The sequence below is a fragment of the Mycobacterium sp. IDUB_5 genome (assembly GCF_055419565.1).
Genome location: NZ_JBVAXX010000003.1, coordinates 31,475 through 57,949, shown reverse-complemented (window position 1 = coordinate 57,949; position 26,475 = coordinate 31,475). Strand labels below are relative to the sequence as shown.

Below are 26,475 nucleotides of genomic sequence, written 5' to 3'. Positions count from 1 at the left end.
ATGAGCACAGATTCGGGCGCGTTCCTCGCCGACCCCAACGAGGGTCATCTGAAACGGGCACTGGGCCTGCCGTCGCTGGTGCTCTTCGGCCTCGTCTACATGGTGCCGCTGACGGTGTTCACCACCTACGGCATCGTCACCGAGACTTCCGGCGGCCGGGTGCCGACGTCCTACGTCGTCACCACGATCGCGATGGTGTTCACCGCGCTGTCCTACGCCCGGATGGCGGCCGCCATCCCGGTGGCGGGTTCCGCCTACACGTATACACAGCGGACGTTCGGTGCGCCCGTGGGCTTCCTCGCCGGCTGGTCACTGCTGCTCGACTATCTGTTCCTGCCGATGCTGAACTACCTGGTGATCGGGCTGTATCTGAACGCCGCCGTCCCCGCGCTTCCCGCGTGGGTGATCGTGCTCGTCTCGATCGCGATCGTCACGGTGCTCAACATCGTCGGCATCGTGTCGGTGGCGCGGGCCAACTTCCTGATCATCGCGATCCAGGCGATCTTCATCGTGGTGTTCATCGCGCTGGCGCTGTCGAAGATCTCCGGCTACGGCACCGTCGATCTGATGGCACCCTTCACCGGCGACGGCAGCGCGGGCGGCATGAGCCCGGTTCTGGCCGGTGCCGCGATCCTGTGCCTGTCGTTCCTGGGTTTCGACGCCGTGTCGACGCTGTCCGAGGAGGCCCGCGACGCCAAACGCACCGTGCCGCAGGCGATCATGATCGCGACCATTGTGTCCGGCATCATCTTCATCGTGCTGTCGTATGTCTCGCAGCTGGTGTTCCCGTCCAACCAGTTCGAATCCGTCGACACCGGCTCGACGGACGTGATGCTCGCCGCGGGCGGGTCGTTCGCCAACGTGTTCTTCACGGCCGCCTACGTCGCCGGCGCGCTCGGTTCGGCGCTCACCTCACAGGCGTCGGTCGCGCGCATCCTGTTCGCCATGGGCCGTGACGGCATCCTGCCGCGCAAGGTGTTCGGCCACGTCTCGATCAAGTTCAGCACCCCGGTGTACGCCATCATCACGGTCAGCGTCATCTCGCTGCTCGCACTGGTGATCGATCTCGCGATCCTGGCATCGGTGGTCAGTTTCGGTGCGCTGGTGGCGTTCTCGGTGGTCAACCTGTCGGTGATCAAGCACTACTTCGTCGATCAGCGGCAGCGCAACGTCGTGCTGAACGTGGTGCTGCCGGCCATCGGCTTCCTGTTGACGGTATGGCTGTGGACCAGCCTGTCCGGGGAGGCCCTGACCATCGGATTGATCTGGCTGGCCATCGGTTTCGTCTGGCTGGCCGTCGTGACGCGCGGCTTCCAGCGGCCCACCCCCGTCCTCGATCTCGAGGAGACGGGGTCACTCGCCGAGAGCGACCGGGCGCACTGACTCGGCGCTGTACTGCGACCACGAGCCCGGGAACAGTGCCGCGTCCACCCCGACCGACGCGAGGGCGGCCACGACAAGGGACGCCGTGACACCCGACCCGCAGTAGACGGCGGGGTGTGCGCCGACGGACCCGAACCGAGAGGTGAGATCGTCGGCCAGCGTCCCGTCGGCGGCGAGCAGGCTGGTGCTGGGGACGTTGCGTGCGCCGGGGATGTGTCCGGCCACCGGGTCGACGGGCTCGCTGTCGCCGCGGAACCGCTCGGGCGCGCGGGCATCGATCAGCACCGGCGCCGCGGCCGCCTCGTCGGCGGTGACCGTCGGCAACGCACCGTCGTACAGGTCGTCGTGGGCTACGGTGACGTCACCGGGCTCGACGACCTCGGTGCCCGAACGTAATTCACCGCGCCAGGCGGACAGGCCGCCGTCGAGGATGCGGACGTTCGGGATACCGGCGGCGGTCAGCACCCACCAGGCCCGCGCCGATCCGGCCCGGTTCCAGTCGTCGTAGACCACCACCGGAACGCCGGTGCGGACGCCCCAGCGCCGCGCGGCGGCCTGCAGCGCCGCGCCCGACGGCAGCGGGTGCCTGCCTCGCCCGGTGACGCTGTGGTCGGACAGCTCGTCGTCGAGCGACACGTATACCGCGCCCGGCAGGTGAGCGTGCCCATAGGCCTCGGTCCCGTCGGGTTCGGGCAGCGACCACCGGACGTCGAGCAGCGTGACGGGCTCGCCGCGCTCGAGCATCCCGGCCAGTTCCGCGGTACTGATGAAGACGTCCGTGCCGCTCATCGCTGCGCCGCCAGAGCGAGGACCTCGTCGGCCGACGGCGGGCTCGACGGATGGTAGGACAGGCACCACGGTTCGACGACGCGGTGGAACGACTCTCCTTCGGTCGCGACGTAGAAGTTGCCCGCCCGCAGCCGGCTGATGTCGTCGACGAGTCCACCCTTGGCCCTGGCCATCTCGCGCGCCGTCTCGATCTGCGCGGGCGCGTTGAGCAGCCCGTAGAACTGGGTGGCCGCGTTGCCGGGGATGTTCAGGTTCAGCCCCTTGGGCGCCTGCGTGGCGAACACCAGCCCCAGACCGTATTTACGGGCCTGGGACGAGAGAGCCAACGTGCTGCGGGTGCAAGCCGTGAAACCCCGTGCGGGAGCGAAGTTCTGCGCCTCGTCCATCACGAGCAGGCCACCGAGCGGCCGGTCGCCGGCGGGGTTGCGTTTGATCCACGCGAACAGCGCCATCTGCAGCTGGTTGACGAAGCTCTGCCGCTGCTCGTCGGACGGCAACCCGATCATGCTGATCACCGATACCCGCGCGCGGTAACCGTCGGAGGGGGTGAGCAGAATCCCCGGGTCCACAGGGGTGCCCGCGCCGCCGAACAGCGGGTCGTTGACCATCGCGGCGCGCAGATTCTGGGAGAGGTCGTCGGCGATCTCGTGCGCGCCGGCCATGTTGCTGACGTCCTCCGGCAGATCGGCCAGCAGACTGACGAATCCGGCCAAGGTCGGATCGGTCGTTCTGCCGTAGTGCTGCAAGGCTTCTCGCAACACTGCCCGGGCGCGGGTGGCCTTCGGGGTCTTGCCGGTGATCAGCGCCTGCGGTTCCAGCGCCGAGCACGCAGCTTCGACGGCTTCGTAGAATTCGTCGTGGTCGTCGACGACGCTGGCGAAGTCGGGCAGCGGCTGGAAGCTCAGCGGACGACCGCTGGTGCGTCGCGGCGTCCAGATCGTGACCTCGGTGGAGCGCAGGTAGTCCTCGGCGCGGTCGTCGTCGGAACGGTGCCACCCGTCGGGCTTCTGCGGCCACGCGGTGCCCAGTCGGGAGAGGTCGTTGTTCGGGTCCAGCACGATCGAGGACACGCCGCGCAGCGCGCACTCCTCGACCAACCTGCGGATCAGGACGGTCTTGCCCGATCCTGATCCGGCGAAGATCGCGACGTGTGTGCGCAGCGCCGACATCGGGATCGACACCGGTTCGCCGCTGTGGAGGTCGCGGCCCAGCGGCACCTCGCTGTCGGGGACGTCGACGGCGGGCGTCTCGTCGACCGGCTCGTCCACAGGCTCACTCCCGGTATCGATCTCGGGCTCGTCCTCGACCACCCCCTCACCGAGGGTGTCCGCCAGCAGCGTCATCCGGTGCGCCGGCCGACGCGTCCGTAACCACCCCGCCAGTCCGGGATCGTCCTCGGCGAACAGGTCGCGCAGCGCGGCCATCGTCCGCACGTCGTCCTCGGACACCGGAACCGTCGCGCCACCCCACGCGTGGAACGCCGCGAGCTCCTCGGCGGTCTTCTTCCCCGTCGGCCAGGGCGTGTTCCGGATCAGAAACAGCTGGCGCCGGCCGGCTCCAGGCCCGAAACCCGCTGCGGTGACGGCTTTTCGAACCCGGCTCAGCGCGGCGCTGGCATTGTCGGCCGCGACGGCGCGAAAGGCCCAGTGCCGTTCGTCCTCGGTCGTGCTGTCCAGCGTCTCGCGCAGCCGGGCGTGCAGCGTGACATGCGTTCCTGGCGGCGGGTCGCAGGCGAAGGTCTGTTCACCGTCGCGTTCGGCGATCCACGCGGTCAGTGCCGCGCCGAGCAGCTCGGGCATCGTGATGTCCTCGCCGTCGGAGGCGGTCGCCGCCGACGGCACCGCACGCCGCCGGTACTCGGCGAACCGGCGATCGAGGACCGCGCCCTCCTGACCAGACCCACTGTCCGACAACGTCTCCCACACCACGTCATCGCCCGCGAGGTGGTGCAGTTCGGCGACGTCGCCGTGCTTGAGGCACTCGCGGACGTGGGTGTCCGCGCGGATCAGCAGCTGTCGAGGCGTGTAGGACGGCGCGTCGTCGAACGCTTCGGGCGCGATCGGCCAGCTCGGGTACGGCGGCGTGAAGCCGACCGCCCGATAGCTGGCGGTGAAGCGGCGCTCCAGGATCGCCCGCCCGATGTCGGCGGTCGGCAGTGGCGTGAGCACCCCGGTGACCCGGAAGCGGTCGGCCACACTGGCGGTCGCCGTGTCCCGGATGTGTTCCCACACCGCGGGCAGGCACGCCACCACCGGCACGGTCCGCCGCATCGTCTGCCGCACCGCCATCAACCCGTGGGCGACCTGCTCGAGAACGATGTCCCCGCCGGTGTCACCGTCGTCGGAGGCGGATTGTCCTGTGGCGGCCAGTGATTGCGCGATCAGCGTGTCGATCTGGTCGACGGCCAGCACCGCAGGGCCGGCCAGCGCGACCAGCCTGGCGATGTCGCGCACGCATTCCTGCGCCGAGGCGGGCGCGGTCCGCAATCCCCAGGGGCCACGCTCCTCGGCGGTGAACTCCTCACTGCCCTGCAGGAATCCCTCGCCGATGTCGTGGGCGATGAAGTCGTTGGACGCCAGCAGAACCAATGCGCGCAGCGCCTGATGGCATTGCCGCACCGTCTCTTTCGCCGACGGCTCCTTGGCCAGGGCCATCACGAAGCGGTACAGCGTCTCGGCGTCCAGGTCGTCGTCGCCGACCAGCGCCCGCCGATCGGCACGGGAGACATGCGCCAGCGAGGCCAGCTCCCAGAGCACGTCCTTGAGTTGGGTCTCCAGTCGATGTCCCGGTCTGCCGAGGCTCTCCAGCACGCCGCTGCGCACCGACTCCCAGAAGCTGGCCGCGTCGAGCAGTTCGACGACGAAGAAGAAGCCGCCGTCGGTCTGCACGCGCTCACGGATCTGGCCCAGCAGATGCGTCTTGCCCGAGCCGGCGGGGCCGCGGATCACTACACCCAGGGGGCTGGATTCCGGGTCGGCCTGCGCGTCGCCGAACGCCGCCATCACGTCGTCGACCGCGGCGTCGTTGAGCCCGCTGACGTGAGTGGCGGCCTGCGGACGCCACAGGTCGTCGCTGGTGGGCGCCCAGGTCAGGCGCAGCGCGGTCAGCGCTTCTCGCTGTGATGCGTCCATCAGCCCTCGATCGCGATCAGATGCTTGGGCCGGTCACCGATCAGCACGGCGGCGGCACGGTCTTCGTCGGTCAGCTGTTTCTGGTTCTCCTCGGGGATCACACTCACCCCCGGCCTGCGGTGCAGCGCGGCCAGCGCGGCGTCGACGGCGTCGCGCGGGGCGTCGAGCTCGGCGCGCAGCCGGCGCAGCGGCACCCAGCCGCCGGGCCGCGGTGCCAGCTCGGTGTAGACCGCGCGGATGCGGTCCTCGACAGTCGGCGTGTGCGCTGGCGCGTCCCCAGGGCCGAACACGTCCGCCAGACTCAGGTGCGCGGTCTCGAGGTAGCGGCCCAACCCCGCGAGGATCGTCTGCAATGCCTTCGCCGGACTGGTGGCTCGCGCTGGTGGTGGCGCATCGAGCAGTTCGCGGCACAGTCGCCAGCCGCGGTCGGTCAACTCGTGGACGTACCGATTGCCGACCCGCTCGGAATCGATCAACCCCGAACGGTTCAGCTTCTCCCGTCCCGCCTTGTCCAGCGCGGGGCCCAGAGCTGCCAGCTCGGAATTCGGCACGGGCTTGGCCCGGGCCATCAAGACCAGCAGCACCGCGCGTTCGGTTCCCGTCAGCTCCCCCGGCGTCGCAGTCACCCTGCCAACTTAAGCGCTACGGCAGGATGGCTCTCGGCATGGTTGACCCCGAACACACTCCGGAGACGTCGCGACGCCGCCACATCGTGCGGCTCGCGCTGTTCGTCGCGGTCTTGGCCGTGCTGTTCTTCCTGACCGCGATACGCCAGGTCATCGACGTCGCCGAGGTGCGCTCGTTCATCGAGTCCGCCGGCCCGCTGGCGCCGCTGGTCTACGTGGCGGTGTCCTCGGTCCTGGGCGCGGTGCTGGTGCCCGGCCCGCTGCTGGCGGCCGGCAGCGGCTTCCTGTTCGGCCCTGTGCTCGGCACGTTCGTCACGCTGGGTGCCACGGTGGGTTCGGCGGTGCTGACGTCCGTGGCGGGGCGGCGCGCGGGGCGGGAGAGCGCTCACGCGCTGCTGGGGCCCGAGCGCTCCGCGAAAGTGGACGCGCTGATCCGCCGCGGCGGGCTGTGGGCAGTGGTCGGCCAGCGCTTCGTGCCGGGCATCAACGATGCACTGGCGTCCTACACGTTCGGCGCCTTCGGCGTGCCGGTGTGGCAGATGGCGGCCGGCGCGGTGATCGGTTCGGCGCCCAAGGCGTTCGCCTACACAGCGCTGGGCTCGACCTTCGGTTCGTTCTCGGCGCCGCTGCTGATCGCCGCGATCGTCGTGTGGTGCCTGACCGCCGGCGCCGGGGCGTACGCCGCGCACCGCGGCTGGCGGGCCTGGCGGTCCAAGCCGTGATCGTCCTGACCGACGAGTTCCGCCACGCACTCGACCGACTCGGCGCCGGCGGGCACGTGTTCCTGACCGGCAAGGCCGGCACCGGCAAGTCGACGCTGATCCGCCGGTTCCTGGCCGACACCGATCGCAGCGTCGTGGTGGTGGCGCCGACCGGTATCGCCGCGCTCAATGTCGACGGGTACACCATTCACCGGCTGTTCGGCTTCCGGGCGACGACGACGCTGGCCGACGTGCGCGGCGGCGACTACCGGCCCGGCCGATTCACCAGGACGTTGGCGTCGTTGCAGACGCTGGTCATCGACGAGGCGTCGATGGTGCGGGCCGACATCTTCGACATGATCGCGGCGGCGCTCTCCCGGTTCGGTCCCGCGCCAGGCACCCCGTTCGGGGGCGTGCAGATCGTGCTGGTCGGTGACCTGTATCAGCTGCCGCCGGTGGTCAGCGAGCACGAAACCGGGTACTTCAGTTCCACCTACGAGACGCCGTACTTCTTCTCGGCTCAGTCGTTCCGCCGTGAGGACTTCCCGACCGTCTCGCTGACCACCGTGTTCCGCCAGCTCGGCGATGACCGAATGACGGCCATTCTCAACGAGATCCGCGAGGGTGTGCTCCTCGGGCACGCCCAGGAGCAGCTCAACGCCCGCGCCGACAAGGACTTCGTCCCGCCGGACGATGAGTTCTGGCTGACCCTGGCCCCCACGAACCGTCTGGTGACGGCGCGCAACCGGCAGCAGCTCGAGAGGCTTTCCGGTGACGAGTTCGTCCATCAGGCAAAGGTTTCCGGCGATCTGAGCCTTTTCGATCCACCGGTCGAGGAGACGCTGCGGTTCAAGGTGGGCGCGCAGATCATGATGGGCAACAACGATCAGGCCGACCGCTGGGTCAACGGCAGCATCGGTCGCGTCGTCGGGGTCGGCTACGACCGGTACGGCGCCGTGGTCGAGGTGGAGTTCCCGGACGGCTCGTGCGTCGACGTGGCCCCGTTCAGCTGGGAGGCCACCCGGCCGGTGCTCGACGGCGGCACGCTGAGCCGCGAGGTGATCGGCTCCTATACGCAGCTGCCGTTCAAGCTGGCGTGGGCGATCACGATCCACAAAAGCCAGGGGCAGACCCTGGACCGCGTGGTGGTCGACCTGACCGGCGGCATGTTCTCCACCGGGCAGCTCTACGTGGCGCTGAGCCGCTGTACCTCACTGTCCGGTCTGGTGCTGAAAAGGCCTGTGCTGCCGAAGGATCTGAAGACCGATCGGCGGATCGCGCGGTTCCTGCGGGGCGGCGACGACGGCGCAAGGACGCGCCGATTCTGCGCGTTGGGGATGCTGACGGTGGGTGACGAGGGCCGGATGTCGCGGCCGCGGCCAGTGGAGTTCGCGGTCGCGTTCGACGACGGCACGGCGGTCTCGACGCTGATCAACCCCCAGCGTGATCTGGCCGACGCGCGCACGGCGTACGGCATCTCGGTGGCCGACGTACTACTGGCCCCCACGCTGCGCGAGGCGTGGGCGGTGATCGCGCCGATGCTCGCGGGCTTCACGCCGGTCGGGCCCGAGGTCGACGAGCAGCTGGGCCTGATCGACTTCGAGCTCAAGCGGCTCGGCTATGTCACCGCGATGCCGTTGGGCGTCGACCTCCGGGGCGAGCGCGCGACCGGACGCACCGCGCTGGAGCGGGCGCGCGCCGCGATGCACGCCCACCGCGATCTGGAGATCAGCGACGGGTCGACGGCGTTCGACGAGCCCGATGCGGTCGAGTCCGCGGGGCTGCTGGTCAGCCGGGATCCGTCGGCGCCGACACCGGCGCCCGAGCACCTGCCCGGGCTCTCAGCCCTGCTACGGATCAACCGCGACGTCGGGGCGGTGCTGCTCGGCACGCAGCCGGCGCCGGGCGCGGTGTCCGGGACGAGGTCGACGTGGGACGCAGCGGCGCGACAGACGGTGGCCGACCAGCTGAGCCGTGCTGCATCGGCGGTGCGCCTGCCTGCCGACGTCCGCGCACGCCTGCATTCCGCGTCGGTTCTGCTCGGGGTCGACCTTGTCGCGGACATCGCCGACGCCGCCGACGACCCCGACATCGACGCCGTACTCGCTGCGGGCACGCGCATCTGTTTCACGGGGACCGCGCAGGATCCCGCGGGACGCATCGTCGAGCGCCCGGAGATGGAGGCGCTGGCGGCAGCAGCCGGTTTGGTGCCGGTCAAGACGGTGTCGAAGACGCGCTGCGACGTGCTAGTCACGGCGGAGGCCGGCACGCAGTCGGGTAAGGCGCGCAAGGCCTCCGAGTACGGCAAGCCCGTGTTCGAGGCCGAGGAGTTCTTCGCCTGGCTCGCCGGCCGCTGACCGGGGGCACAATGGCAAGCGTGCCTGTCTCCGCCGCCTTCGCGTCCGACAACGCCGCACCCGCACACCCCGCGGTCCTCGAGGCGCTGGTCCGCGCCAACACCGGACCCGCGCCGTCCTACGGGGACGACGCCGTCACCGCCGAGGCGGCCGCCGCGCTGCGAGAGGCGTTCGACTCCCCCGGTGCCGAGGTGCTCTACGCGTTCACCGGCACGGCGGCGAACATCATCGCGCTGAGCTCGGCGGTGCAGCCGTGGCACGAGATCCTGTGCAGCGACGTCGCACACGTACTGCTCGACGAGGCGGGCGGCCCGGTAAGACTCTCGGGTGCGCAGTTGACGCGGCTCCCGAGCAGCGACGGCATCATCGCGACCGACGAGTTGGACCGCCGTGTGACCCGCCGTGGCCCGGTGCACCACTCGCAGCCACGGATCGTGACCATCACGCAGTCGACCGAGAACGGGCGCGTCTGGTCGGCGCCGGCGATCAAGGGCTTCGTCGATCACGCCCACGACCTCGGTCTGCTCGTCCACGTCGACGGCGCCCGAGTGGCCAATGCCATTGCCAGCCAACAGGTGTCACCGATCGACGCGGTCGGCGACGCGGACATCGTGACCGTGGGCGGCACCAAGAACGGCCTGCTGTTCGGCGACGCGATCCTGGTTCGCCGGCCCGAACACTTCCCCGGAATCAGCTTCGTGCAGAAGCAGATCGGCCATCTGGCCAGCAAGCACCGGTATGTGGCGGCTCAGTTCCTGGCGCTGCTGTCCGACGAGCTGTGGCTGCGCGCCGCCGCTCATGCGAACGCGATGGCGAGCGCGCTCGGCGCCGGCCTCGAGGGTCTCGGCCTCAGCTTGGCCTCGCCTGTCGAGGCGAACGAGGTGTTCGTGCGGCTGAGTCCGCTTGCCTCCGAACGGGTGTCGCGGTCCTATCAGGTGCACCAGCCCGATCTCGGGGAGCCGGTGTGGCGGCTGGTGTGCTCCTGGGCGACGACGGCCGCGGAGGTCGACGACGTGCTGGCCACACTCACTCCGGAAAACCCGACGCGTAGTTCTCCTTGACCACGTCGAGGTGCACCCAGCTCTCGACGGCGGTGACACCGGCCAGACCCCTGATCTCGTCGACGACGTCCACCAGCTGAGCCGCAGAGAAGGCCCGTACCGTGGCCAGCACGTCACACCGACCCAGCACCCGCGCGACGAAGATCGCCGCGGGCATCGCGCGCAGCGCGGCGACCACCGGCTCGGGCGCCCCGGCCAGCCGGATTCCCAGCCCCAGCGCGCTCTGCCGATCCTGCCCCGAATGCCGCACCACGGCACCGACCCGCACGACGTTGTTCGCCACCAACCGAACCACCCGCCGTCGCGCACCGGCGGCCGAAAGGCCTACGGCCGCAGCAAGATCGACATAGGAGGCACGGCCGTCGTCCTGCAGCGCACGCAGCAGCCGGCGGTCCACGTCGTCGACCGTGACACCGACCTCCCCGACCGGGCCGACCACGTCGCGGACCACCTCCACATACGACAACGTGTCGACGCCGACCACTCCCGTCACTGCCCGCACCTCTCCGATGGCCCGGTCGATATCGGCCATCGACCCTGCCCGGAACTCGGCGACCATCCCGTGGGGCCCGCTGGTCAACGACAGGAACGCGACATCGCTGCGCGTGGCGAGCGCATGCGCGATAGGCGCAGCCCGACCCGACACGACGATGCCGAGGTGCGCGAGCGCGCCGCGGCCGAGCACCGTCGGATGCACGACGCCCCGGACCACGACCTGACCCGTGCTGAGCAGTCGGTGGACCCGGGTCGCGGCCGCCGACCGGGACAGTCCGACCGCCGCGGCGATCTCGAGATGGGTCAGTCGGCCGTCCTGCTCCAGCAGGCCGACGATCGCGCCGTCAATTTCGTCCACGAATTTTCCGCCTCACCCTGCCACCAGATCGTGCGTACGCCTGGCGTGATTCTGTCATCAAAGACGGTAGTGGCACCTGCAGTCGGCATTTCACGATCACATGAGGTCCGAGCGTGATCGTATCGATTGCGCCACACCGGGAGTGGTTTTAACGTTGTCCCGATCACACTCCCCAGGAGCCGCTCATGACCTCGACTGCCGCCACCGGCCGCACCGCTCCACCGAAGGCCACCGAGGTCGAGGTCCACGGTGTCGAGCCCATCCCCGACGCCGAGCGCACCGCCGGCCCCCTCGACCTGTTCCGATTGGTCTTCGGCGGCGCGAACACCATCGCCACCGTCGTCCTGGGCACGTTCCCGATCATCTTCGGACTCTCGTTCCGCGACGCCGTGCTCGCGACGCTGGCCGGCCTGCTGCTGGGGGCAGCGATCCTCGCGCCGATGTCGCTGTTCGGCCCACGGAACGGCACCAACAACGCCGTGTCGTCGTCGGCTCACCTGGGCGTGCACGGCCGCGTGGTCGGTTCGTTCCTGTCACTGCTGACCGCGATCGCGTTCTTCTCGATCTCGGTGTGGACGTCGGGAGACGTGCTCGTCGGTGGCGCCAACCGCGCAATGGGGTTGCCGGACAACGACATCGCCGTCGGCGTGGCCTACGGCGTGTTCGCGCTCCTGGTGCTCGTCGTCTGCATCTACGGGTTCCGATTCATGCTGCTGGTCAACAAGATCGCCGTCGTCGCCGCCACCCTGCTGTTCCTGGCAGGCATCTTCGCGTTCGGCGGCGTCTTCGACCCGGCCTACGCCGGCACCCTGACCGCAGGCGATCCGCTGTACTGGCCGTCATTCGTCGGCGCCGCGCTGATCGTGATGTCGAACCCGGTGAGTTTCGGTGCGTTCCTGGGTGACTGGGCCCGCTACATCCCCCGCGACACCCCGTCGTGGCAACCGATGCTCGCCGCGTTCGGTGCGCAGATCGCCACGCTGGTGCCGTTCCTCTTCGGACTCGTCACCGCGACCGTCGTGGCCACCACCGCACCGGAATTCATCGACGGCGGTGACTACGTCGGCGGCCTGCTCGCCGTCTCCCCCGGGTGGTACTTCGTCCCGGTGTGCCTGATCGCGCTGATCGGCGGCATGTCGACGGGCACCACCGCGCTCTACGGGACGGGCCTGGACTTCTCCAGCGTCTTTCCCCGCTTCAGCCGAGTGCAGGCCACCGTCTTCATCGGCACGCTGGCGATCGTGTTCATCTTCGTCGGGCGCTTCGCTTTCAATGTGGTGCAGAGCATCTCGACGTTCGCGGTGCTGATCGTCACGTGCACGGCGCCCTGGATGGTGGTGATGATGCTGGGCTGGTTCACCCGTCGCGGGTGGTATGACTCGGATGCCCTGCAGGTGTTCAACCGGCGTCAGCGGGGCGGTCGCTACTGGTTCAGCCACGGCTGGAACTGGCGGGGGCTCGGGGCGTGGCTGATCGCGGCGGCGCTGTCGATCTGTTTCGTCAATCTGCCGGGCCAGTTCGTCGGACCGCTCGGCGATCTCGCCGCCGGAGTGGATCTGAGCATCCCCGTCGGTCTCGGCCTGGCCGCGGTGTTGTATCCGCTTGCGCTGCGGCTGTTTCCGGAGCCGGCCGACGTGTTCGGGCCTGAAGGCCCCCGGTTGGCACCCGCCGGGCCCGCCGCCAACATCCCTATCGTCTCGGAGGATTGAGCCATGCCTGTCGGACCCGTCGACGCTTCTGTCACCCCACGCTTTGCCGGACCGGCCACGTTCGCGAAGGTGCCCCGCCTGGATCAGGTGACGCGCGCGGACATCGTCGTCGCCGGTGTCCCGTTCGATTCCGGGGTGTCCTATCGTCCCGGCGCGCGCTTCGGCCCGACCTACGTGCGTGAGGCGTCGCGGCTGCTGCGGCCGTATCACCCCGCGATGGACGTGTCGCCGTTCGAGCTCGTGCAGGTCGCCGACGCCGGGGACATCTCGGCCAACCCGTTCAACATCGACGAGGCGATCGAGACCATCGAGGGTGCCGCCGCGCAGCTCACGGCCGACAACACCAAGCTGGTGACCATCGGCGGCGACCACACGATCGCGCTGCCGCTGTTGCGCGCCGCGGCGGCCACGCACGGGCCCGTCGCGCTCGTGCACTTCGACGCGCACCTCGATACGTGGGACACCTACTTCGGGGCGGCCTACACCCACGGCACCCCGTTCCGCCGCGCCGTCGAGGAGGGCATCCTCGACACCGAGGCGCTGTGCCACGTGGGTACCCGCGGCCCGCTGTACGGGAAGAAGGACCTCGAGGACGACCGCCGCTTCGGCTTCGGGATCGTGACGTCGGCCGACGTGTACTACCAGGGGGTGCGGGAGGTCATCGACCGGCTGCGCACCCGGGTGGGCACGCGCCCGGTGTACGTGTCGATCGACATCGACGTCCTCGACCCCGCCCATGCACCCGGCACCGGCACACCGGAGGCCGGCGGCATCACCAGCCGTGAGCTGCTGGAGATCCTGCGCGGGTTCCGCGGCCTGAACCTGGTGGGGGCCGACGTCGTGGAGGTCGCACCTGCCTATGACCACGCCGAGATGACCGGGGTGGCGGCTGCGCATGTGGCCTACGACCTGGTGTCGCTGCTGGCGCTGGGAGCTGCAGGCCAGGATTGACCGTGGTGTCGGCCCACTGTCAGCGACAGTGTCGGCGGTTGGTGAGGTGAGCTCGATTTCCGCCGACAAAGTCGCTCAGGGTGGGCGGGTGGCCCTTGTCACATCCTTCGCAACATTCGGCTCGCCTGATCACGTGCGGTAGGGTGGAGTCACACCGGCCGGTTCACACCAGGCCGGTGCGTCGTGAAACGCAAGCCATCGACAGTGGCGCCGGCACCCTTGCCAGGCCGCCCCGGCCTGATGGCTCGCGGACCTACACAGATAAGTCACGGCGATCGATGGTGCCCACCGGCACTCTCGCCACCCTGTGTTGAGGACCGCGCCCGACGTTGCGCCGCCTTGGCACACCAATGCCTGAAAGGCACTCGAAAGTTGAACAGCGACAAGAACTTCGCCGATCTCGGCGTGTCCCAACCCCTGATCGACGCGCTCACTGCGCGTGGGATCACCTCCCCGTTCCCCATCCAGCAGGAGACCCTGCCCGACACCCTGGCCGGCCGAGACGTGCTCGGCCGCGGCAAGACCGGCAGCGGCAAGACGCTGGCATTCTCCCTGCCCCTGGTCAGCCGCCTCGCCGGCAGCAAGCGCCGCCCGTCGCATCCGACAGGCCTCGTCCTGGCGCCGACGCGCGAATTGGCCACCCAGATCTCGGCCGCCCTCGCACCGCTGGCCGCTGTGAACAACCTCACTGTCACCACCATCTTCGGTGGCGTCTCACAGCACCGGCAGGTCACGGCGCTGCGTGCCGGCGTCGACATCGTGGTGGCCTGCCCGGGCCGTCTCGAAGACCTGATGAAGCAGAAGCTGGTCAGCCTCGACAGCGTGGCTGTCACGGTCATCGACGAAGCCGACCACATGGCCGATCTCGGCTTCCTGCCTGGTGTCACCCGCATCCTTGCCGCCACCCCGGCCGGCGGGCAGCGGATGCTGTTCTCCGCGACGCTGGACAACGGCGTCGACAAGCTGGTCAAGCGCTTCCTGCGCAACGAGGTGCTGCATTCGGTCGACACCCCGGAATCGCATGTGCCGGCCATGACGCACCACGTCTTCCACGTCGCCGGCCCTCAGGACAAGAAGGATCTGGTGCACCGGCTGGCGTCGGGCACCGGGCGCCGAATCCTGTTCATGCGCACCAAGCATCACGCCCGCAAGATGGCCAAGCAGCTCACCGATGCCGGTATTCCGTCAGTTGACCTGCACGGCAACCTGTCTCAGCCGGCTCGCGATCGCAACCTGGCCGCATTCAGCTCGGGCGAGGTCCGCGTGCTGGTCGCCACCGACATCGCCGCCCGCGGCGTACACGTCGACGACATCGAACTCGTCGTGCACATCGATCCGCCCGCCGAGCACAAGGCGTATCTGCACCGGTCCGGCCGCACCGCTCGTGCCGGCAGCGCAGGCGACGTCGTCACGGTGGTTCTGCCCGAACAGCGCAGGGAGACACAGGCTTTGCTGCGTCGCGCCGGGATTCAGGTGGCTCCTCAGCAGGTGACCGCCCATTCCGAGGCTGTGCACAAGGTGGCCGGTGAGGTCGCGCCGTACCGGGCTCCGGTCGAGCGTGCGGTCGCGCCGTCGCGCCCCTCGGCTTCGGCCGCACCGCGGCGCTCGCCGGGTTCTGCGCGTCGGCGGTCCCGCCGTCCCGCGACGTCCGGAGGCCGGTCGCACCAGCGCTAAGCGCCCCCGCGGCACAGGCGTGAGCCGAGGTTCAGTGGGTATGCCGGACCGATGTCTGATCCCGGCTTGCTCGTCATTGGCAGCGGCCCGGCGGGTCTGGGTGCCGCCGAGGCCTACCGCGCTCGACGTCCCGACAGTCCGATCCGCATTCTCACCGCCGACGGCCGGCACCCGTACAGCCGACCACCGCTGAGCAAGGAATTCTTGCGCGGTGAGACCGACGACGTCGAGATGCATCCGCAGCAGTGGTTCGACGAGCACGCCGTCAAGGTCACCCATGGCGCCGCCGTGGAACGCATTGACGTCGATGAGCGCGTGGTGGTCGCCGACGGGCAGCGATACGGCTACGACGCGCTGGTCATCGCGTGCGGGGCGAGTCCCGGTCCGCTTCCGGTGCCCGGCGGAGAACGTGCACTGCAGTTGCGGTCGCTCGACGATGCGGAGAAGCTGCGTGCCGCCGTCGGTGCAGCGCAGACGGCGGTGGTGATCGGTGCGGGCTTCATCGGCTGTGAAGCCGCGGCCTCGATGGCGATGCGGGGGCTCTCGGTGACCCTCGTCGCCCCCGATGAGGTGCCTCAGCAGAAGCGTCTCGGCGACGAGGCCGGGCAACGCCTTCGGCAATTGGTCGAGCAGGCAGGAGCCCGGTATGTCGGCGGCGCGAAGGTGACCTCACTGGACGATCGGTCAGTCCATCTCGACAACGGCGACGTATTGATCGCCGATGTCGTGCTGGCGGCCACCGGTGTGACACCCAACAGTGCGGTGGCCGAGACGGCGGGCCTGGCCATGCAGGACGGTCGCATCCTCGTCGACGAGCACATGCGCTCGAGTGTGTCCGGGGTGTACGCCGCCGGTGACGTCGCCGTTGCGGTCAACGCGGGCGCCGGCCGGGCGTTGCCGATCGAACACTGGCAGGACGCAGCTGACCAGGGTGAGGTCGCCGGAGCGGCGGCAGCCGGCGACGACGAGCCGACGTGGTCGGGTGTGCCGGGTTTCTGGACGTCGATCGGCGACGCCGACGTCAAGTACCACGCCTGGGGTGACGGGTACGACGACAGCCGATTCGTCGAGCACGACGACGGCTTCACCGTCTGGTACTCATCCGACGGCGCCACTGTGGGAGTGCTCACGTTCAACGCCGACGACGACTACGACCGCGGCGAGAAGCTCATCACGGAACGCAAGCCCGCGCCGTAGGTCACTCGTCGTCAGTCCTTTGGGTACTCCGCGCGGAACGACACGGTCACGGGGTCGGCGACCTTCACGGCGCCCATCATCAACGAGTACGGCGTGAGACCGTAGTCGGCGTGGCTCACCGCGGCGTCGCACGTCATGCGCCACGCCGAGCCCAGATCGTTGACGCGAAGGTCCACTGACCGCGGGCGGGTCTTGCCGTGGATCTCGAGCGTGCCGGTCAGCTGGTAGCCCCCGTCGATAGCGGTGACGATCTGGTCTGCAGAGAACCGGATCTGCGGAAAGCGCTTGGCGTCCAACGTCTTCAGCGCATTGGAGCGAGCGAGTGACTTCTCCACGCCGGAGAGGCCTTTGACTCCGCCCTCGCCGCGCAGCACCTGCAGGGAGTCGACGTCGACAGTCACGTCGACCCCGGCTGGTTCGTCGCCGGACCACGTCACCGTCGCGTGCCATGCCGTCATCGCGAGGACCAGCCGATGCCCCATCGCGGCGGCAGGGCCGGTGACGCCGGTGGTCACCAGCAGCTCGCCGTGCGAAGGGTCCAGCGTCCAGGTCATCAGTCGACGCTACCGAGCCCGTATCAGGACGCACACTCGCGACACGGCTACGCCTCTCGGCGCGCCAATCTCTCCCGCTGCGGCACCACCACGTATTTCGGGTCCTGTGTCGAGGCCACACCCGCCTCGAACACGCCGAAGCGTTGCAACGCACTGCCCGCCAGAAGCGCGGCGCCCGAGGCTGCGACGGCCCAGCGCCGACGACCGGCGATGACGGCGCCCACAGCTCCGCCGACGGTGAGCAGTTCCGACGCCCGGCGCAACCGGTGCGGTCGGCCGGTGGTGTACGCCTCGCCGACCAACCCGAGTTTGCGTTCCATGGCGCGCGACGCGACCACTTCCAACGCTGCCCCCGCGACTGCCATCCGCCGCGCAGGTCCGCTCTCCGACACCGGGGCAGCCAGCATGCCCAAGCCTGCCCCGCTCGCAGCGGCCGAGCCGGTGAACACGAACGGCAGGTAGGGGTGCGCCTCGTTCCACGCGGGAACCGCCGTCTGCGACAACAGCACCGCGGTGTAGGACGCCACCCCCGGGGCGACAGCGGCAGCCTCCAGGCCCGCGGGCCGCGCCGCCCACATCAGCAGCCGCCCCGGAAGCGAGCGCCGCAACCGGGACGGCAACAGCTCGGCGACGGCGGCCAATCCGGCACCCGGGCCGTAGGCGCCGAGAATCCACGTTCCCATGCTCATCGGTGAACTCGGCTTGGCCACCCTCAGCATGTGGTGAAACCGCTCGGGCCGGCCGAGATCCCCGATGAGGAAGTACATGCTTGCCAGCAGGCTCGCCAGCGCCCCGAGCCGCGACACCCGACGCAGCTGCGTGCGGCCCGTCAGGTCGGCCCCGGCGGCCAGCAGTGCCGAGCCCGCCGAGAGACCGCCGCTGAACAGATACGCCGCGATCATCCAGTTCCACACGGGCGTCTTGAGGATCTGCCTGCCGTAATAAGACCGGAACTCTGCCGTCGGTACCGCCATGTCCTCTCGCCCGCCGCGACGGTGTCGAGTCTGGGCGTTGCGGTCCGATGCGTCAGTGTCGCTGAGCTTTTCGCGCATCAGGTCCGCTTCCCGACGAACGCCGACACTGCGATACCCGCCAGCGCCGAGGCGGCCATGCCGGCGTAGCGCCACATCGCCCCGGCGTCGCGCGTGGGTACCACCGGATCGGGTGGCAGCCCGTACACCTCGGGTTCGTCGAGCAGCAGGAAGAACGCCCCGTCGCCACCCACGCCGTCGTCGGGCGATTCGCCATAGAGCCGCGCCTCGGTGATGCCGCGCTCGTGCAGCGCATCCAGGCGTTGCGCGGCACGCTCCCGCAGCTCGTCGAGAACCCCGAACTGGATGGAGTCGGTCGGGCACGCCTTGGCGCAGGCAGGCTCGAGCCCGTCGTGCAGCCGGTCGTAGCAGAGCGTGCACTTCCACGCCCGGCCGTCACCCTCCCGCCGCTCGATCACGCCGTAGGGGCAACCGGAGACGCAGTACCCGCAGCCGTTGCAGATGTCCTGCTGCACAACGACGGTCGAGTACTCGGTGCGGAACAGCGCACCCGTCGGGCAGACGTCCAGGCAGCCGGCGTGCGTGCAGTGCTTGCAGACGTCCGAGGCCATCAACCAGCGGAAGTCCGGCAATTCGCCCACCATCTCGATGGCCTTCTGGGTCACCTCGGGCATCCCGAGGTCGACGGGCGCTTTACCGGGCTGCTCGATGAACGCCACGTGCCGCCACGAGTTGGCCCCCAGATTGCCGGTGTTGTCGAACGACATACCGAGCAGGTTGAATCCGTCGCCCTCACCGGAGACGGGCACGTCATTCCACTCCTTGCACGCCACCTCACACGCCTTGCAGCCGATGCACACCGACGTGTCGGTGAAGAAGCCGACCCGCGGCGGATGCTCGTCATAGCCCGCGTCGCCCGCCGGATCGGGCAGGGGGCCGTAGAAGCTGTTGCCGCTCATGGCGTTTCCTCCGTGTGATCGGGCGACACCCGAGTGGTGTCCAGATCGGTGCCGGTGGCCTTGGTGATCCCGGCCCGCTCGCGATAGACCGCCAGATACTCCAGCAGTGCAGGCCCGCGCGGCCGCCGTCCCGGTCGGATGTCGCACGTGGCGACCTTGCTCTCCTGGATGAACACGTTCGGATCGGCGACCACACCCAGGAGGTCGTTGACCACGTCACCGTCGATCAGCCCCGAGCCGCCCCAGTGGTAGGGCATCCAGACCTGATGCACCACATGATCATCCACGCGCAGCGGCCGCATGCGTTCGGTGACGAACACCCGAGCGTCGACCGCCGCGCGGCTGGTCACCACGTGCGCCCACTCCATGTGCGTCAGCCCGCGCTCGGCCGCCAGCGCGGCCGACACCTCCACGAACAGCGCGGGTTGCAGCTCGGCCAGATACGGCAGCTGACGGCTCATTCCGCCCGCCGTGTGATGTTCGGTCAGTCGGGCTGCGGTGAACACGAACGGGAACACGTCGCCGTGCGCGTCAGGCCATGACGGATTCGATGGATTGTCCTCTCGCCCATACACTTTGCGCGCCGGATTACCCTGCTGCGGGTACAGCGGGTTGCGCACCGGCGATTCATGCGGTTCGTAGTGGGTGGGCAGCGGGCCGTCCAGCACCCCGTTGGGGGCGAACAGCCAGGCCTTGCCGTCGGCCTGCATGACGAACGGGTCGTCACCCCGCAGCGCCGCCACCCCTACCGCGTCGTCGGGGGGACGGTAATCCGGCGGCTTGGTCTTCTCGAAATCCGGTACGTCGTAACCGGTCCATTCACCCTTGTCCGGATCCCACCAGACCAACTTCTTGCGCTCGCTCCAGGGCTTGCCTGCCGGATCGGCCGACGCCCGGTTGTACAGCACCCGCCGATTCAACGGCCAAGTCCAGCCCCATTCGTTGTCGTAGGGCCCCTGCTCGGTGTGCGGCTTCCGGCGGGCGGCCTGATTCACCTCGTCGGCGTACACGCCGCTGTAGATCCAACAGCCGCACATCGTCGACCCGTCGGCCTTCAGTTCCGTGTAGCCGCTGACGGCGCGGTCGGTGGTGACGTCGATGCCGCTGATGCGTCGCAGCACGTCCTCCCCCGAGGGTTCGTCGCCGTCCATCCGGTAGTTCCACGACAGATCGAGCAGTGGACGGTCGCGCTCATCGGTTGAGCCGGCGAGCTTTTCGCGCAGGATGCGGCCGAGGTGATAGAAGAACCACAGCTCCGAACGGGCGTCACCCGGGGGCTCGACGGCCTTCTCACGCCACTGCAGCATGCGCTGGGTCTGGGTGAAGGTACCCGCCTTCTCGACGTGCGACGCCGCCGGGAACAGGAACACTTCGGTGCGGCACGTCTCGGGCGAGATCTCCCCGGTCTCGATCTCCGGCCCGTCCTTCCAGAACGTCGCGCTCTCGATCTCGACGAGATCGCGCACCACGAGCCAATCCAGATTCGCCATGCCGAGACGCTGTAACTTTCCGTGCGCGGACCCCACGGCCGGATTCTGCCCGAGCAGGAAGTAGCCGAACACCTTGCCGTCCACCATGTCCATCACGGTGCGGTAGGTGCCGTGGTCGCCGTTGATGCGCGGCATGTAATCGAAGCAGAAGTCGTTCTCCGGCGTCGCCGCGTCGCCCCAGTACTCCTTGAGCAGCGACACCATGTAGGTATCGGCGTTGTGCCAGAAGCCTTTTTGATTGCGACTGGTGATCGCGTCCAAGTAGTCGGCCAGTGTCTCCTGTCCGGCCCGCGGCATCGCGAGGTAGCCCGGCAGCAGGTTGAACAACGTCGGCACGTCGGTGGAGCCCTGGATGCTCGCGTGGCCGCGCAGTGCGAACACGCCACCGCCGGGCCTGCCGATGTTGCCCAACAGCAGCTGGATGATCGCTCCGGCGCGGATGTACTGCGCGCCCAGCGTGTGCTGGGTCCAGCCGACGCTGTACACCAGTGCGGCAGTCTTGTCGCGGCCCGACGCCGACGTCCACTGGCGTGCGATGTCCAGGAACTGCTCGGACGGCACCCCGCACACCCGCTCGACCATCTCGGGGGTGTAGCGCGCATAGTGCCGCTTGAGGATCTGGTAGACACAGCGCGGGTCCTGCAGCGTCGGGTCGCTCGGGATGTCGGCCGCACCCTGGATCGGAGCCCCGCCGGAGCCCTGCTGATCCGGTGCGGCGTGCTCCTTGGCGCTCGACCCGCCGCCCTCGGCGTCGGTGTTCTGGTACTGCCAGGTCTCCGGATCGTAGGACGCGGTCGCCTCGTCGTACCCGGAGAACAACCCATCGAGATCCTCGGCGTCCTGGTAGCCCTCGTCGACGAGGAACGACGCGTTGGTGTACGCGGTGACGTACTCCCGGAAGTCGAGCTCGTTGGACAGGATGTAGTTGATCACCCCACCGAGGAACGCGATGTCGCTACCGGCGCGCAGCGGAACGTGCCGGTCGGCCAACGCGCTGGTGCGGGTGAACCGCGGGTCGATGTGGACGACCTCGACCCCGCGCGCCTTGGCCTCCATCACCCACTGGAAGCCGACCGGGTGCGCCTCGGCCATGTTCGACCCCATGATGACAATGAAGTCCGAATTGACGAGATCCTGCTGGTAGTGCGTCGCCCCGCCGCGACCGAAGGAGGCCCCCAGACCGGGAACCGTGGCGCTGTGTCAAATACGCGCCTGGTTCTCGATCTGTAGGGCGCCCAGCGCGGTGAACAGCTTCTTGATCAGGTAGTTCTCTTCGTTGTCGAGCGTGGCGCCGCCGAGGCTGGCCAGCCCCATCGTGCGGCGCAGCGTGTTGCGGTCGGCATCGAACTGTTGCCAGCCCTTCTCGCGGGCGTCGAGCACGCGGTCGGCGACCATGTCCATCGCGGTCTCGAGATCGAGGTCCTGCCACTCGGTGGCGTACGGCGCGCGATAGCGGATTTTCGTGAGCCGCTGCGGCCCGGTCACCAGCTGCTTGCTGGCCGAGCCTTTCGGGCACAGCCGGCCGCGCGAGATCGGGCTGTCGGGGTTGCCCTCGATCTGGACGACCTTGTCGTCTTTGACGTACACCTTCTGCGCGCAGCCGACGGCGCAGAAGGGGCACACCGAGTGCGCGACGTGGTCGGCTTCGGCCGTGCGCGGGGTCAGGGTCAGCGAACGCCGCGACTGGGCGGCATGGCCGCGGCCGAGCTTGTCATCGCCGGTGAGTTGTCGGTACACAGGCCAGGATTCGATCAACTTCTTGAAATCCACCCACCGCCTCCTTCACCCGCGACACCACCGATCCAACCGAAGGTTGTGCGCGTTGGCAAGGCCGGGACTACCCGGTGAACAGCAGGTTAACCTTCGAACCTCCTGTACAAAGGGTGCATGCTCGAGATCAGCCTTCTGACCTGGGGGGTGACGATCGGTCTGATCGTCGCTCTGCTCGCCGTCGACTTGATCATTGCCGCGGTTCGCCCCCACCGCGTCGGATTCCGGGAAGCCACTGCGTGGTCGGTGTTCTACATCGCCGTCGCGATCGCGTTCGGGGTGTGGTTCATGGCCACCTACGGCACCGACTTCGGCACGCAGTACTTCGCCGGCTACATCGTCGAGAAGAGCCTGTCGGTCGACAACCTGTTCGTGTTCGTGATCATCATGGCGACGTTCGCGGTGCCCGAGGAACATCAGCACAAGGTGCTGACGTTCGGCATCATCCTGGCGCTGATCATGCGCGCGATCTTCATCGCGGTCGGCGCCACGCTGCTGTCGCTGTTCTCGTTCATGTTCCTGATCTTCGGCATCCTGCTGATCCTGACGGCGGTGCAGCTCTTCCGGCACCGTGACGAGGACCCCGACGTCGAGAACAACGTCATGATCAAGGCGACGCGCAAGTTCCTGCCTCTGAGCGACGACTACGACGGCGGGAAGCTGACCACCCGCATCCAGGGCCGCAAGATGGCCACGCCGTTGCTCGCGGTGCTGATCGCGATCGGCAGTGTGGATCTGCTGTTCGCGCTGGACTCGATCCCCGCGGTTTTCGGTGTCACGTCCGAGCCCTACATCGTGTTCGCCGCGAACGCGTTCGCACTGCTGGGCCTGCGCGCCCTGTTCTTCCTGGTCAAGGGCCTGCTGGACCGGCTCGTGTACCTGTCGACAGGGCTATCGATCATCCTGGCGTTCATCGGCGTGAAGCTGGTGCTGCACTGGGCCCACGTCGACATCAACCCGAACATCCCCGAGGTGAACACCTACCTGAGCCTGGTGGTGATCATCGTGATCCTCGCCATCACCACGATCGCCAGCCTCGCCAAGACCCGCAAGGACCCGAGCGCGAAGGCCCATCCGGGCTCGCTGCGCGCCACTCCCAAGAACACTGCGGTCACGGAGCCAGAACGCGCGTCCCGTCGGGACGGCGTCGGCTGACCCCGCGCGCGTCGAGCGCCTCGAGAAGGGGCACGGCGACCCGACGGGTGGTGTCCAGCGCCCGTTTGGCGTCGGCGACGGTGAACGGCTGCGGCACGCCGGCGAGGACCTCGGCGGCGCGCTGGTAGGCCTGCGGACCGAGCACCACGCCGTCGGCGATCTTGACCAGCCGGCCTGCCCGCACCGCCGCCGCCAGCTCCCTCGGCCCTAGGTGCAGCTCGGCCAGCTCGTCGGCGTCCGGCGCGCGAAACGGCTCGGCGGCCAGCCACTCCTCGAGCGTGGACACCGCTTTCTCCACGCGATCGGGCAGCGCGGCACCGGGCCGCCGGACCCGGCCGTCGGCGACTTCGAGACCGGTGCCGGCGGCCAATGCGGTGACGAGCTCGATGGCGGGCAACTCGAGATCGCGCCGCAGCTCCTCGGTCGGCATGCCCGCGGCGATGTCATGCCCGGCTGACCAGCGCGCCACCGCGCTCACCAGGTCCTCGCGTCGTTGCGCCCACCACTTCGCGTCGACCACCCACTCCCCCACGCGCTCGCCCACAGGCTCGAAACCCCTGGCGCGCAGATCTTTCACGCGTGCACACACCGGTGGCGAGACCCGCCCGGTGGCGAGTTCGGCTGCCCGGGTACGGGCATCGCCGCGCCGCCGCAAGGCCGGCGGCGCGACGTCGAGCACCTCGATTCCGGCGGCAATGCGGTGTTCGCCGGGATCGCGGAGCAGCCCGATGTCGCCGATGCGCAGGGGCAGCGCGCGCGGCAGTCGCAGCCGTGCCGCTGCATCGCCCAGCGGTCGCACGTGGACGGGCATCGACGCGGATCCGATGTGCAGCACCAACTCCTGCTGCAGTTTTCCGGCTGCCCGCAGCGCGACGTCGATCTCGCAGGTACCGCGCCAGGCTTCGGGCGTACAGAGGGTGTCGCCGCGCGTGATGTCGTGGTGGTCGACGCCGCGGAGGTTGACGGCGACGCGTGCCACCGCAGCGACCTTCTGGTGATCTCGGCCGAGGGACTGCACGCCGCGCACGGTCACGCGACGGCCGTTGTGTACCAGCTCGTCACCGACGCGGATGGTGCCGGCCGCCAACGTGCCCGTGACGACGGTGCCGGCGCCACGAACCGTGAACGACCGGTCCACCCACAGCCGCACATCGGCATCTCGATCCGGCGCCGGTAGACGGTCCGTGAGCGCCACGAGTTCGCTTCGCACGGAATCGATGTCGGTGCCGAGCACGATCCTTGCGTCGGGGAGCTGCTGACGCACATCAGCGATGGCCGATGCCGGGTCGGCGAGGTCGGCCTTGCTGATGACGACCAGCAGGTGGCGCACGCCGAGGGCGCGCAGTGCGGCGGCGTGCTCGTCGGACTGCGGCATCCAGCCCTCGGTGGCGGCGACGACGAACATGATGGCCGGGACGGGCCCCACGCCGGCGAGCATGTTCCCGACGAAGCGTTCGTGGCCAGGGACGTCGACGAATGCGATCTCCCGACCGGCGATGTCGGCCCACGCGAAGCCGAGGTCGATGGTCAGGCCACGACGCCGCTCCTCGGCGAGCCGGTCCGGCCCCATACCCGTGAGCCGTTCCACCAGAGTCGATTTGCCGTGGTCGACGTGTCCTGCCGTCGCTACGACATACATGACCGCACTGCCTCGAGCATCGCCTCATCGTCTTCTGGCGCAACGGTGCGCAGGTCGAGCAGGCAGCGACCGTCCTCGATACGTCCGACCACCGCACGCTCACCGGTCCTCAGCGCGGCGGCGTACTGCACAGGGAGAGCGATTGCGACACTGGGTAATTCGACGTCCGGAGCGCCGCCGCCGCCCACCGCGGACATGCAGTCGACGACCTCGGCGCCGGGCACCTGAACCGCCAACCTCGAGGCTCGAGTCCTCAGCTCGGCCACGTCGGCCATCAGCGCCTGCGCGACCGGCGTCGGCGGTCCGACCAGGGTGGCCTCCAGCGCGGCCAGCGTCAGCTTGTCCACGCGCAGTGCGCGGGCCGCGGGATGTCGGCGCAGTCGTTCGATGAGCTCAGCCGCACCGAGCAGCAACCCGGCCTGCGGACCGCCGAGCAGCTTGTCACCGCTGGCGGTGACCAGGTCGGCGCCGTGGCGCAGCACGGTTGCCGCGTCGGGCTCGTCGGGCAGCAGCGGGTGCGGGCTCAGCAGGCCCGAGCCGATGTCGACCACCAGCGTCACCGAATTTCCCCCGTCGCTTCGCTCGCCCCGGCAGAGCGTCGCGAGGTCGCGCACCGAGACCGTCGAGGTGAAACCGCTGACGTGGTAGTTCGACGGGTGCACTTTGAGGATGAAGCCGGTGTCGGGCCCGATCGCGTCGGCGTAGTCGCGCAGGTGCGTGCGATTGGTGGTCCCGACCTCGCGGATGCGGGCGCCGGTGGACGTCATCAGCTCGGGCAGCCGGAATCCGTCGCCGATCTCGATGAGCTCGCCGCGGCTGACGATCATCTCCTGGCCGGGCGCGAGCGTCATCGCGGTCAGCAGCAGCGCGGCCGCGTTGTTGTTCACGACGTGCACAGCCTCGGCGGCGGGCACCGCGGCGGCCAGGGCGGCCAGCGCACCCCTGCCGCGGCGGGCCCGGCGCCCGGTCGCGAGGTCGAACTCGACGTCGGTGGCGCCGCTGGCGGTGGTCACCGCATCGATCGCCGCCTGCGACAGCGGGGCGCGGCCCAAATTGGTGTGCACGACGACGCCGGTCGCGTTGATGACAGGCCGCAGCGTGGCCGCGCTCGTGGGTAGCGATGCGACCGCGTGATCGGCGACCTGCTCGGGGTCGATCTCCCCGGCGCGAGCCCGCTGCTGTGCGTCTGCCACCACACCCTTGACCAGCACGCGGCCCAGCGTGTCAGCCGCGGCGACCAGCCGCGGATCGGCGAGCACGGCGTCAGTGCGCGGCACCCGACGGCGCGGGTCACTCATGGCGATTTCGGCGTGGTTGTCTGCGCTCCGCGACGTCGATCACGCCGAAATCGCGGGGGAAATGGCGGAGGCGGACGGGAATCGAACCCGCCAGCGACAGGAACTGCCGCTCAGCGATTTTGAAGATCGGGCCGGTCACCAGACCGGATACGCCTCCCTGAGCCACCTCCCCATCATGGCAGGGCA

The 26,475-nt window shown here is 69.1% G+C and carries 19 protein-coding genes and 1 tRNA gene; 9 read left to right on the top strand and 11 right to left on the bottom strand.

Translation table 11 applies throughout. The features are described 5' to 3' along the window. Nucleotides 1-1,383 (top strand): APC family permease, encoded by a 1,383-nt coding sequence (locus tag ACZY1G_RS09560; RefSeq protein ID WP_463814052.1) that lies wholly within the window; start codon nucleotides 1-3, stop codon nucleotides 1,381-1,383. Here ACZY1G_RS09560 and ACZY1G_RS09555 read toward each other — a convergent pair. The 3 genes from ACZY1G_RS09555 to ACZY1G_RS09545 are packed head-to-tail and all read right to left on the bottom strand — an operon-like array spanning nucleotide 1,354 to nucleotide 5,929. Beyond that, entirely contained in the window at nucleotides 1,354-2,172 is an 819-nt protein-coding gene (locus tag ACZY1G_RS09555; RefSeq protein ID WP_463814051.1) for a sulfurtransferase, read from the bottom strand. The genes ACZY1G_RS09560 and ACZY1G_RS09555 overlap by 30 nt on opposite strands. Then, nucleotides 2,169-5,303, bottom strand: a complete 3,135-nt coding sequence (locus ACZY1G_RS09550) for a helicase HerA domain-containing protein (protein WP_463822278.1) — start codon at nucleotides 5,301-5,303, stop codon at nucleotides 2,169-2,171. Before ACZY1G_RS09550 ends, ACZY1G_RS09555 begins: the two co-directional genes overlap by 4 nt. Further along, nucleotides 5,303-5,929: a hypothetical protein gene (locus ACZY1G_RS09545; protein WP_463822277.1), complete on the bottom strand. Its 627-nt coding sequence runs from the start codon at nucleotides 5,927-5,929 to the stop codon at nucleotides 5,303-5,305. The genes ACZY1G_RS09550 and ACZY1G_RS09545 overlap by 1 nt, the downstream gene beginning before the upstream one ends. Before the next feature lie 38 nt (nucleotides 5,930-5,967). Here ACZY1G_RS09545 and ACZY1G_RS09540 point away from each other — a divergent pair, with 38 nt between their 5' ends. The 3 genes from ACZY1G_RS09540 to ACZY1G_RS09530 are packed head-to-tail and all read left to right on the top strand — an operon-like array spanning nucleotide 5,968 to nucleotide 10,048. Continuing rightward, nucleotides 5,968-6,651 (top strand): TVP38/TMEM64 family protein, encoded by a 684-nt coding sequence (locus ACZY1G_RS09540; protein ID WP_463822276.1) that lies wholly within the window; start codon nucleotides 5,968-5,970, stop codon nucleotides 6,649-6,651. Continuing rightward, nucleotides 6,651-8,987: an AAA family ATPase gene (locus ACZY1G_RS09535; protein ID WP_463822607.1), complete on the top strand. Its 2,337-nt coding sequence runs from the start codon at nucleotides 6,651-6,653 to the stop codon at nucleotides 8,985-8,987. Before ACZY1G_RS09540 ends, ACZY1G_RS09535 begins: the two co-directional genes overlap by 1 nt. A gap of 11 nt (nucleotides 8,988-8,998) precedes the next feature. Further along, on the top strand, nucleotides 8,999-10,048 hold the full coding sequence (locus ACZY1G_RS09530; protein ID WP_463814047.1) for a threonine aldolase family protein: 1,050 nt from the start codon (nucleotides 8,999-9,001) through the stop codon (nucleotides 10,046-10,048). On the opposite strand, the gene ACZY1G_RS09525 is transcribed toward ACZY1G_RS09530, so the two are convergent. Continuing rightward, nucleotides 10,014-10,901 (bottom strand): Lrp/AsnC family transcriptional regulator, encoded by an 888-nt coding sequence (locus ACZY1G_RS09525; RefSeq protein WP_463814046.1) that lies wholly within the window; start codon nucleotides 10,899-10,901, stop codon nucleotides 10,014-10,016. The two genes, ACZY1G_RS09530 and ACZY1G_RS09525, sit on opposite strands and share 35 nt — an antisense overlap. Before the next feature lie 185 nt (nucleotides 10,902-11,086). Here ACZY1G_RS09525 and ACZY1G_RS09520 point away from each other — a divergent pair, with 185 nt between their 5' ends. The 4 genes from ACZY1G_RS09520 to ACZY1G_RS09505 all read left to right on the top strand — a co-directional run bounded on the left by ACZY1G_RS09520 (nucleotide 11,087) and on the right by ACZY1G_RS09505 (nucleotide 16,432). Beyond that, nucleotides 11,087-12,610, top strand: coding sequence for a purine-cytosine permease family protein (locus tag ACZY1G_RS09520; protein ID WP_463814045.1), 1,524 nt, complete (start codon nucleotides 11,087-11,089; stop codon nucleotides 12,608-12,610). 3 nt (nucleotides 12,611-12,613) lie between these two features. Next, nucleotides 12,614-13,561, top strand: coding sequence for an agmatinase (gene speB, locus ACZY1G_RS09515; protein ID WP_463822275.1), 948 nt, complete (start codon nucleotides 12,614-12,616; stop codon nucleotides 13,559-13,561). Nucleotides 13,562-13,933: 372 nt separating this feature from the next. Further along, nucleotides 13,934-15,235 carry a DEAD/DEAH box helicase gene (locus tag ACZY1G_RS09510; RefSeq protein WP_463814043.1) on the top strand — a complete coding sequence of 434 codons (1,302 nt, stop codon included), beginning with the start codon at nucleotides 13,934-13,936 and terminating at the stop codon, nucleotides 15,233-15,235. Nucleotides 15,236-15,286: 51 nt separating this feature from the next. Then, entirely contained in the window at nucleotides 15,287-16,432 is a 1,146-nt protein-coding gene (locus tag ACZY1G_RS09505) for an NAD(P)/FAD-dependent oxidoreductase (RefSeq protein WP_463822274.1), read from the top strand. An 11-nt stretch (nucleotides 16,433-16,443) separates the two neighbouring features. Here the strand turns inward: ACZY1G_RS09505 and ACZY1G_RS09500 are convergent, their stop codons facing one another. The 4 genes from ACZY1G_RS09500 to fdh are packed head-to-tail and all read right to left on the bottom strand — an operon-like array spanning nucleotide 16,444 to nucleotide 22,197. Further along, the gene (locus ACZY1G_RS09500) at nucleotides 16,444-16,986 is read right to left on the bottom strand and encodes a YceI family protein (RefSeq protein WP_463822273.1); all 543 of its coding nucleotides are present in this window, start codon (nucleotides 16,984-16,986) and stop codon (nucleotides 16,444-16,446) included. Nucleotides 16,987-17,033: 47 nt separating this feature from the next. After that, nucleotides 17,034-18,038 (bottom strand): NrfD/PsrC family molybdoenzyme membrane anchor subunit, encoded by a 1,005-nt coding sequence (gene nrfD, locus ACZY1G_RS09495; protein WP_463822272.1) that lies wholly within the window; start codon nucleotides 18,036-18,038, stop codon nucleotides 17,034-17,036. Then, nucleotides 18,038-18,937, bottom strand: coding sequence for a 4Fe-4S dicluster domain-containing protein (locus ACZY1G_RS09490; RefSeq protein WP_463822271.1), 900 nt, complete (start codon nucleotides 18,935-18,937; stop codon nucleotides 18,038-18,040). Before ACZY1G_RS09490 ends, nrfD begins: the two co-directional genes overlap by 1 nt. After that, complete coding sequence (fdh, locus tag ACZY1G_RS09485) at nucleotides 18,934-22,197, bottom strand: formate dehydrogenase (protein ID WP_463822270.1); 3,264 nt, start codon at nucleotides 22,195-22,197, stop codon at nucleotides 18,934-18,936. The genes ACZY1G_RS09490 and fdh overlap by 4 nt, the downstream gene beginning before the upstream one ends. A 117-nt stretch (nucleotides 22,198-22,314) precedes the next feature. Between fdh and ACZY1G_RS09480 the strand changes: the two genes are divergently transcribed. Beyond that, nucleotides 22,315-23,352 carry a TerC family protein gene (locus ACZY1G_RS09480; RefSeq protein WP_463822269.1) on the top strand — a complete coding sequence of 346 codons (1,038 nt, stop codon included), beginning with the start codon at nucleotides 22,315-22,317 and terminating at the stop codon, nucleotides 23,350-23,352. Here the strand turns inward: ACZY1G_RS09480 and selB are convergent. From selB to ACZY1G_RS09465, 3 genes are all read right to left on the bottom strand, one after another. Next, nucleotides 23,309-24,991: a selenocysteine-specific translation elongation factor gene (gene selB / locus ACZY1G_RS09475; protein WP_463822268.1), complete on the bottom strand. Its 1,683-nt coding sequence runs from the start codon at nucleotides 24,989-24,991 to the stop codon at nucleotides 23,309-23,311. The two genes, ACZY1G_RS09480 and selB, sit on opposite strands and share 44 nt — an antisense overlap. Next, a complete protein-coding gene (gene selA / locus ACZY1G_RS09470; RefSeq protein WP_463822267.1) occupies nucleotides 24,979-26,289 on the bottom strand; it encodes an L-seryl-tRNA(Sec) selenium transferase in 1,311 nt (436 codons plus the stop codon). The genes selB and selA overlap by 13 nt, the downstream gene beginning before the upstream one ends. Before the next feature lie 62 nt (nucleotides 26,290-26,351). Then, nucleotides 26,352-26,446: transfer RNA gene (locus ACZY1G_RS09465), tRNA-Sec, on the bottom strand. Nucleotides 26,447-26,475: the final 29 nt, after the last annotated feature.

Excerpts from the sequence above, each read along its gene's own strand:
- speB (WP_463822275.1), top strand. The coding sequence starts at position 12,614 with ATGCCTGTCGGACCCGTCGACGCTTCTGTCACCCCACGCTTTGCCGGA.
- ACZY1G_RS09550 (WP_463822278.1), bottom strand. The coding sequence starts at position 5,303 with ATGGACGCATCACAGCGAGAAGCGCTGACCGCGCTGCGCCTGACCTGG.
- selA (WP_463822267.1), bottom strand. The coding sequence starts at position 26,289 with ATGAGTGACCCGCGCCGTCGGGTGCCGCGCACTGACGCCGTGCTCGCC.
- ACZY1G_RS09530 (WP_463814047.1), top strand. The coding sequence starts at position 8,999 with ATGGCAAGCGTGCCTGTCTCCGCCGCCTTCGCGTCCGACAACGCCGCA.
- nrfD (WP_463822272.1), bottom strand. The coding sequence starts at position 18,038 with ATGCGCGAAAAGCTCAGCGACACTGACGCATCGGACCGCAACGCCCAG.
- ACZY1G_RS09500 (WP_463822273.1), bottom strand. The coding sequence starts at position 16,986 with ATGACCTGGACGCTGGACCCTTCGCACGGCGAGCTGCTGGTGACCACC.
- selB (WP_463822268.1), bottom strand. The coding sequence starts at position 24,991 with ATGTATGTCGTAGCGACGGCAGGACACGTCGACCACGGCAAATCGACT.
- ACZY1G_RS09505 (WP_463822274.1), top strand. The coding sequence starts at position 15,287 with ATGTCTGATCCCGGCTTGCTCGTCATTGGCAGCGGCCCGGCGGGTCTG.
- ACZY1G_RS09540 (WP_463822276.1), top strand. The coding sequence starts at position 5,968 with ATGGTTGACCCCGAACACACTCCGGAGACGTCGCGACGCCGCCACATC.
- ACZY1G_RS09560 (WP_463814052.1), top strand. The coding sequence starts at position 1 with ATGAGCACAGATTCGGGCGCGTTCCTCGCCGACCCCAACGAGGGTCAT.
- ACZY1G_RS09520 (WP_463814045.1), top strand. The coding sequence starts at position 11,087 with ATGACCTCGACTGCCGCCACCGGCCGCACCGCTCCACCGAAGGCCACC.
- ACZY1G_RS09480 (WP_463822269.1), top strand. The coding sequence starts at position 22,315 with ATGCTCGAGATCAGCCTTCTGACCTGGGGGGTGACGATCGGTCTGATC.
- ACZY1G_RS09555 (WP_463814051.1), bottom strand. The coding sequence starts at position 2,172 with ATGAGCGGCACGGACGTCTTCATCAGTACCGCGGAACTGGCCGGGATG.
- ACZY1G_RS09490 (WP_463822271.1), bottom strand. The coding sequence starts at position 18,937 with ATGAGCGGCAACAGCTTCTACGGCCCCCTGCCCGATCCGGCGGGCGAC.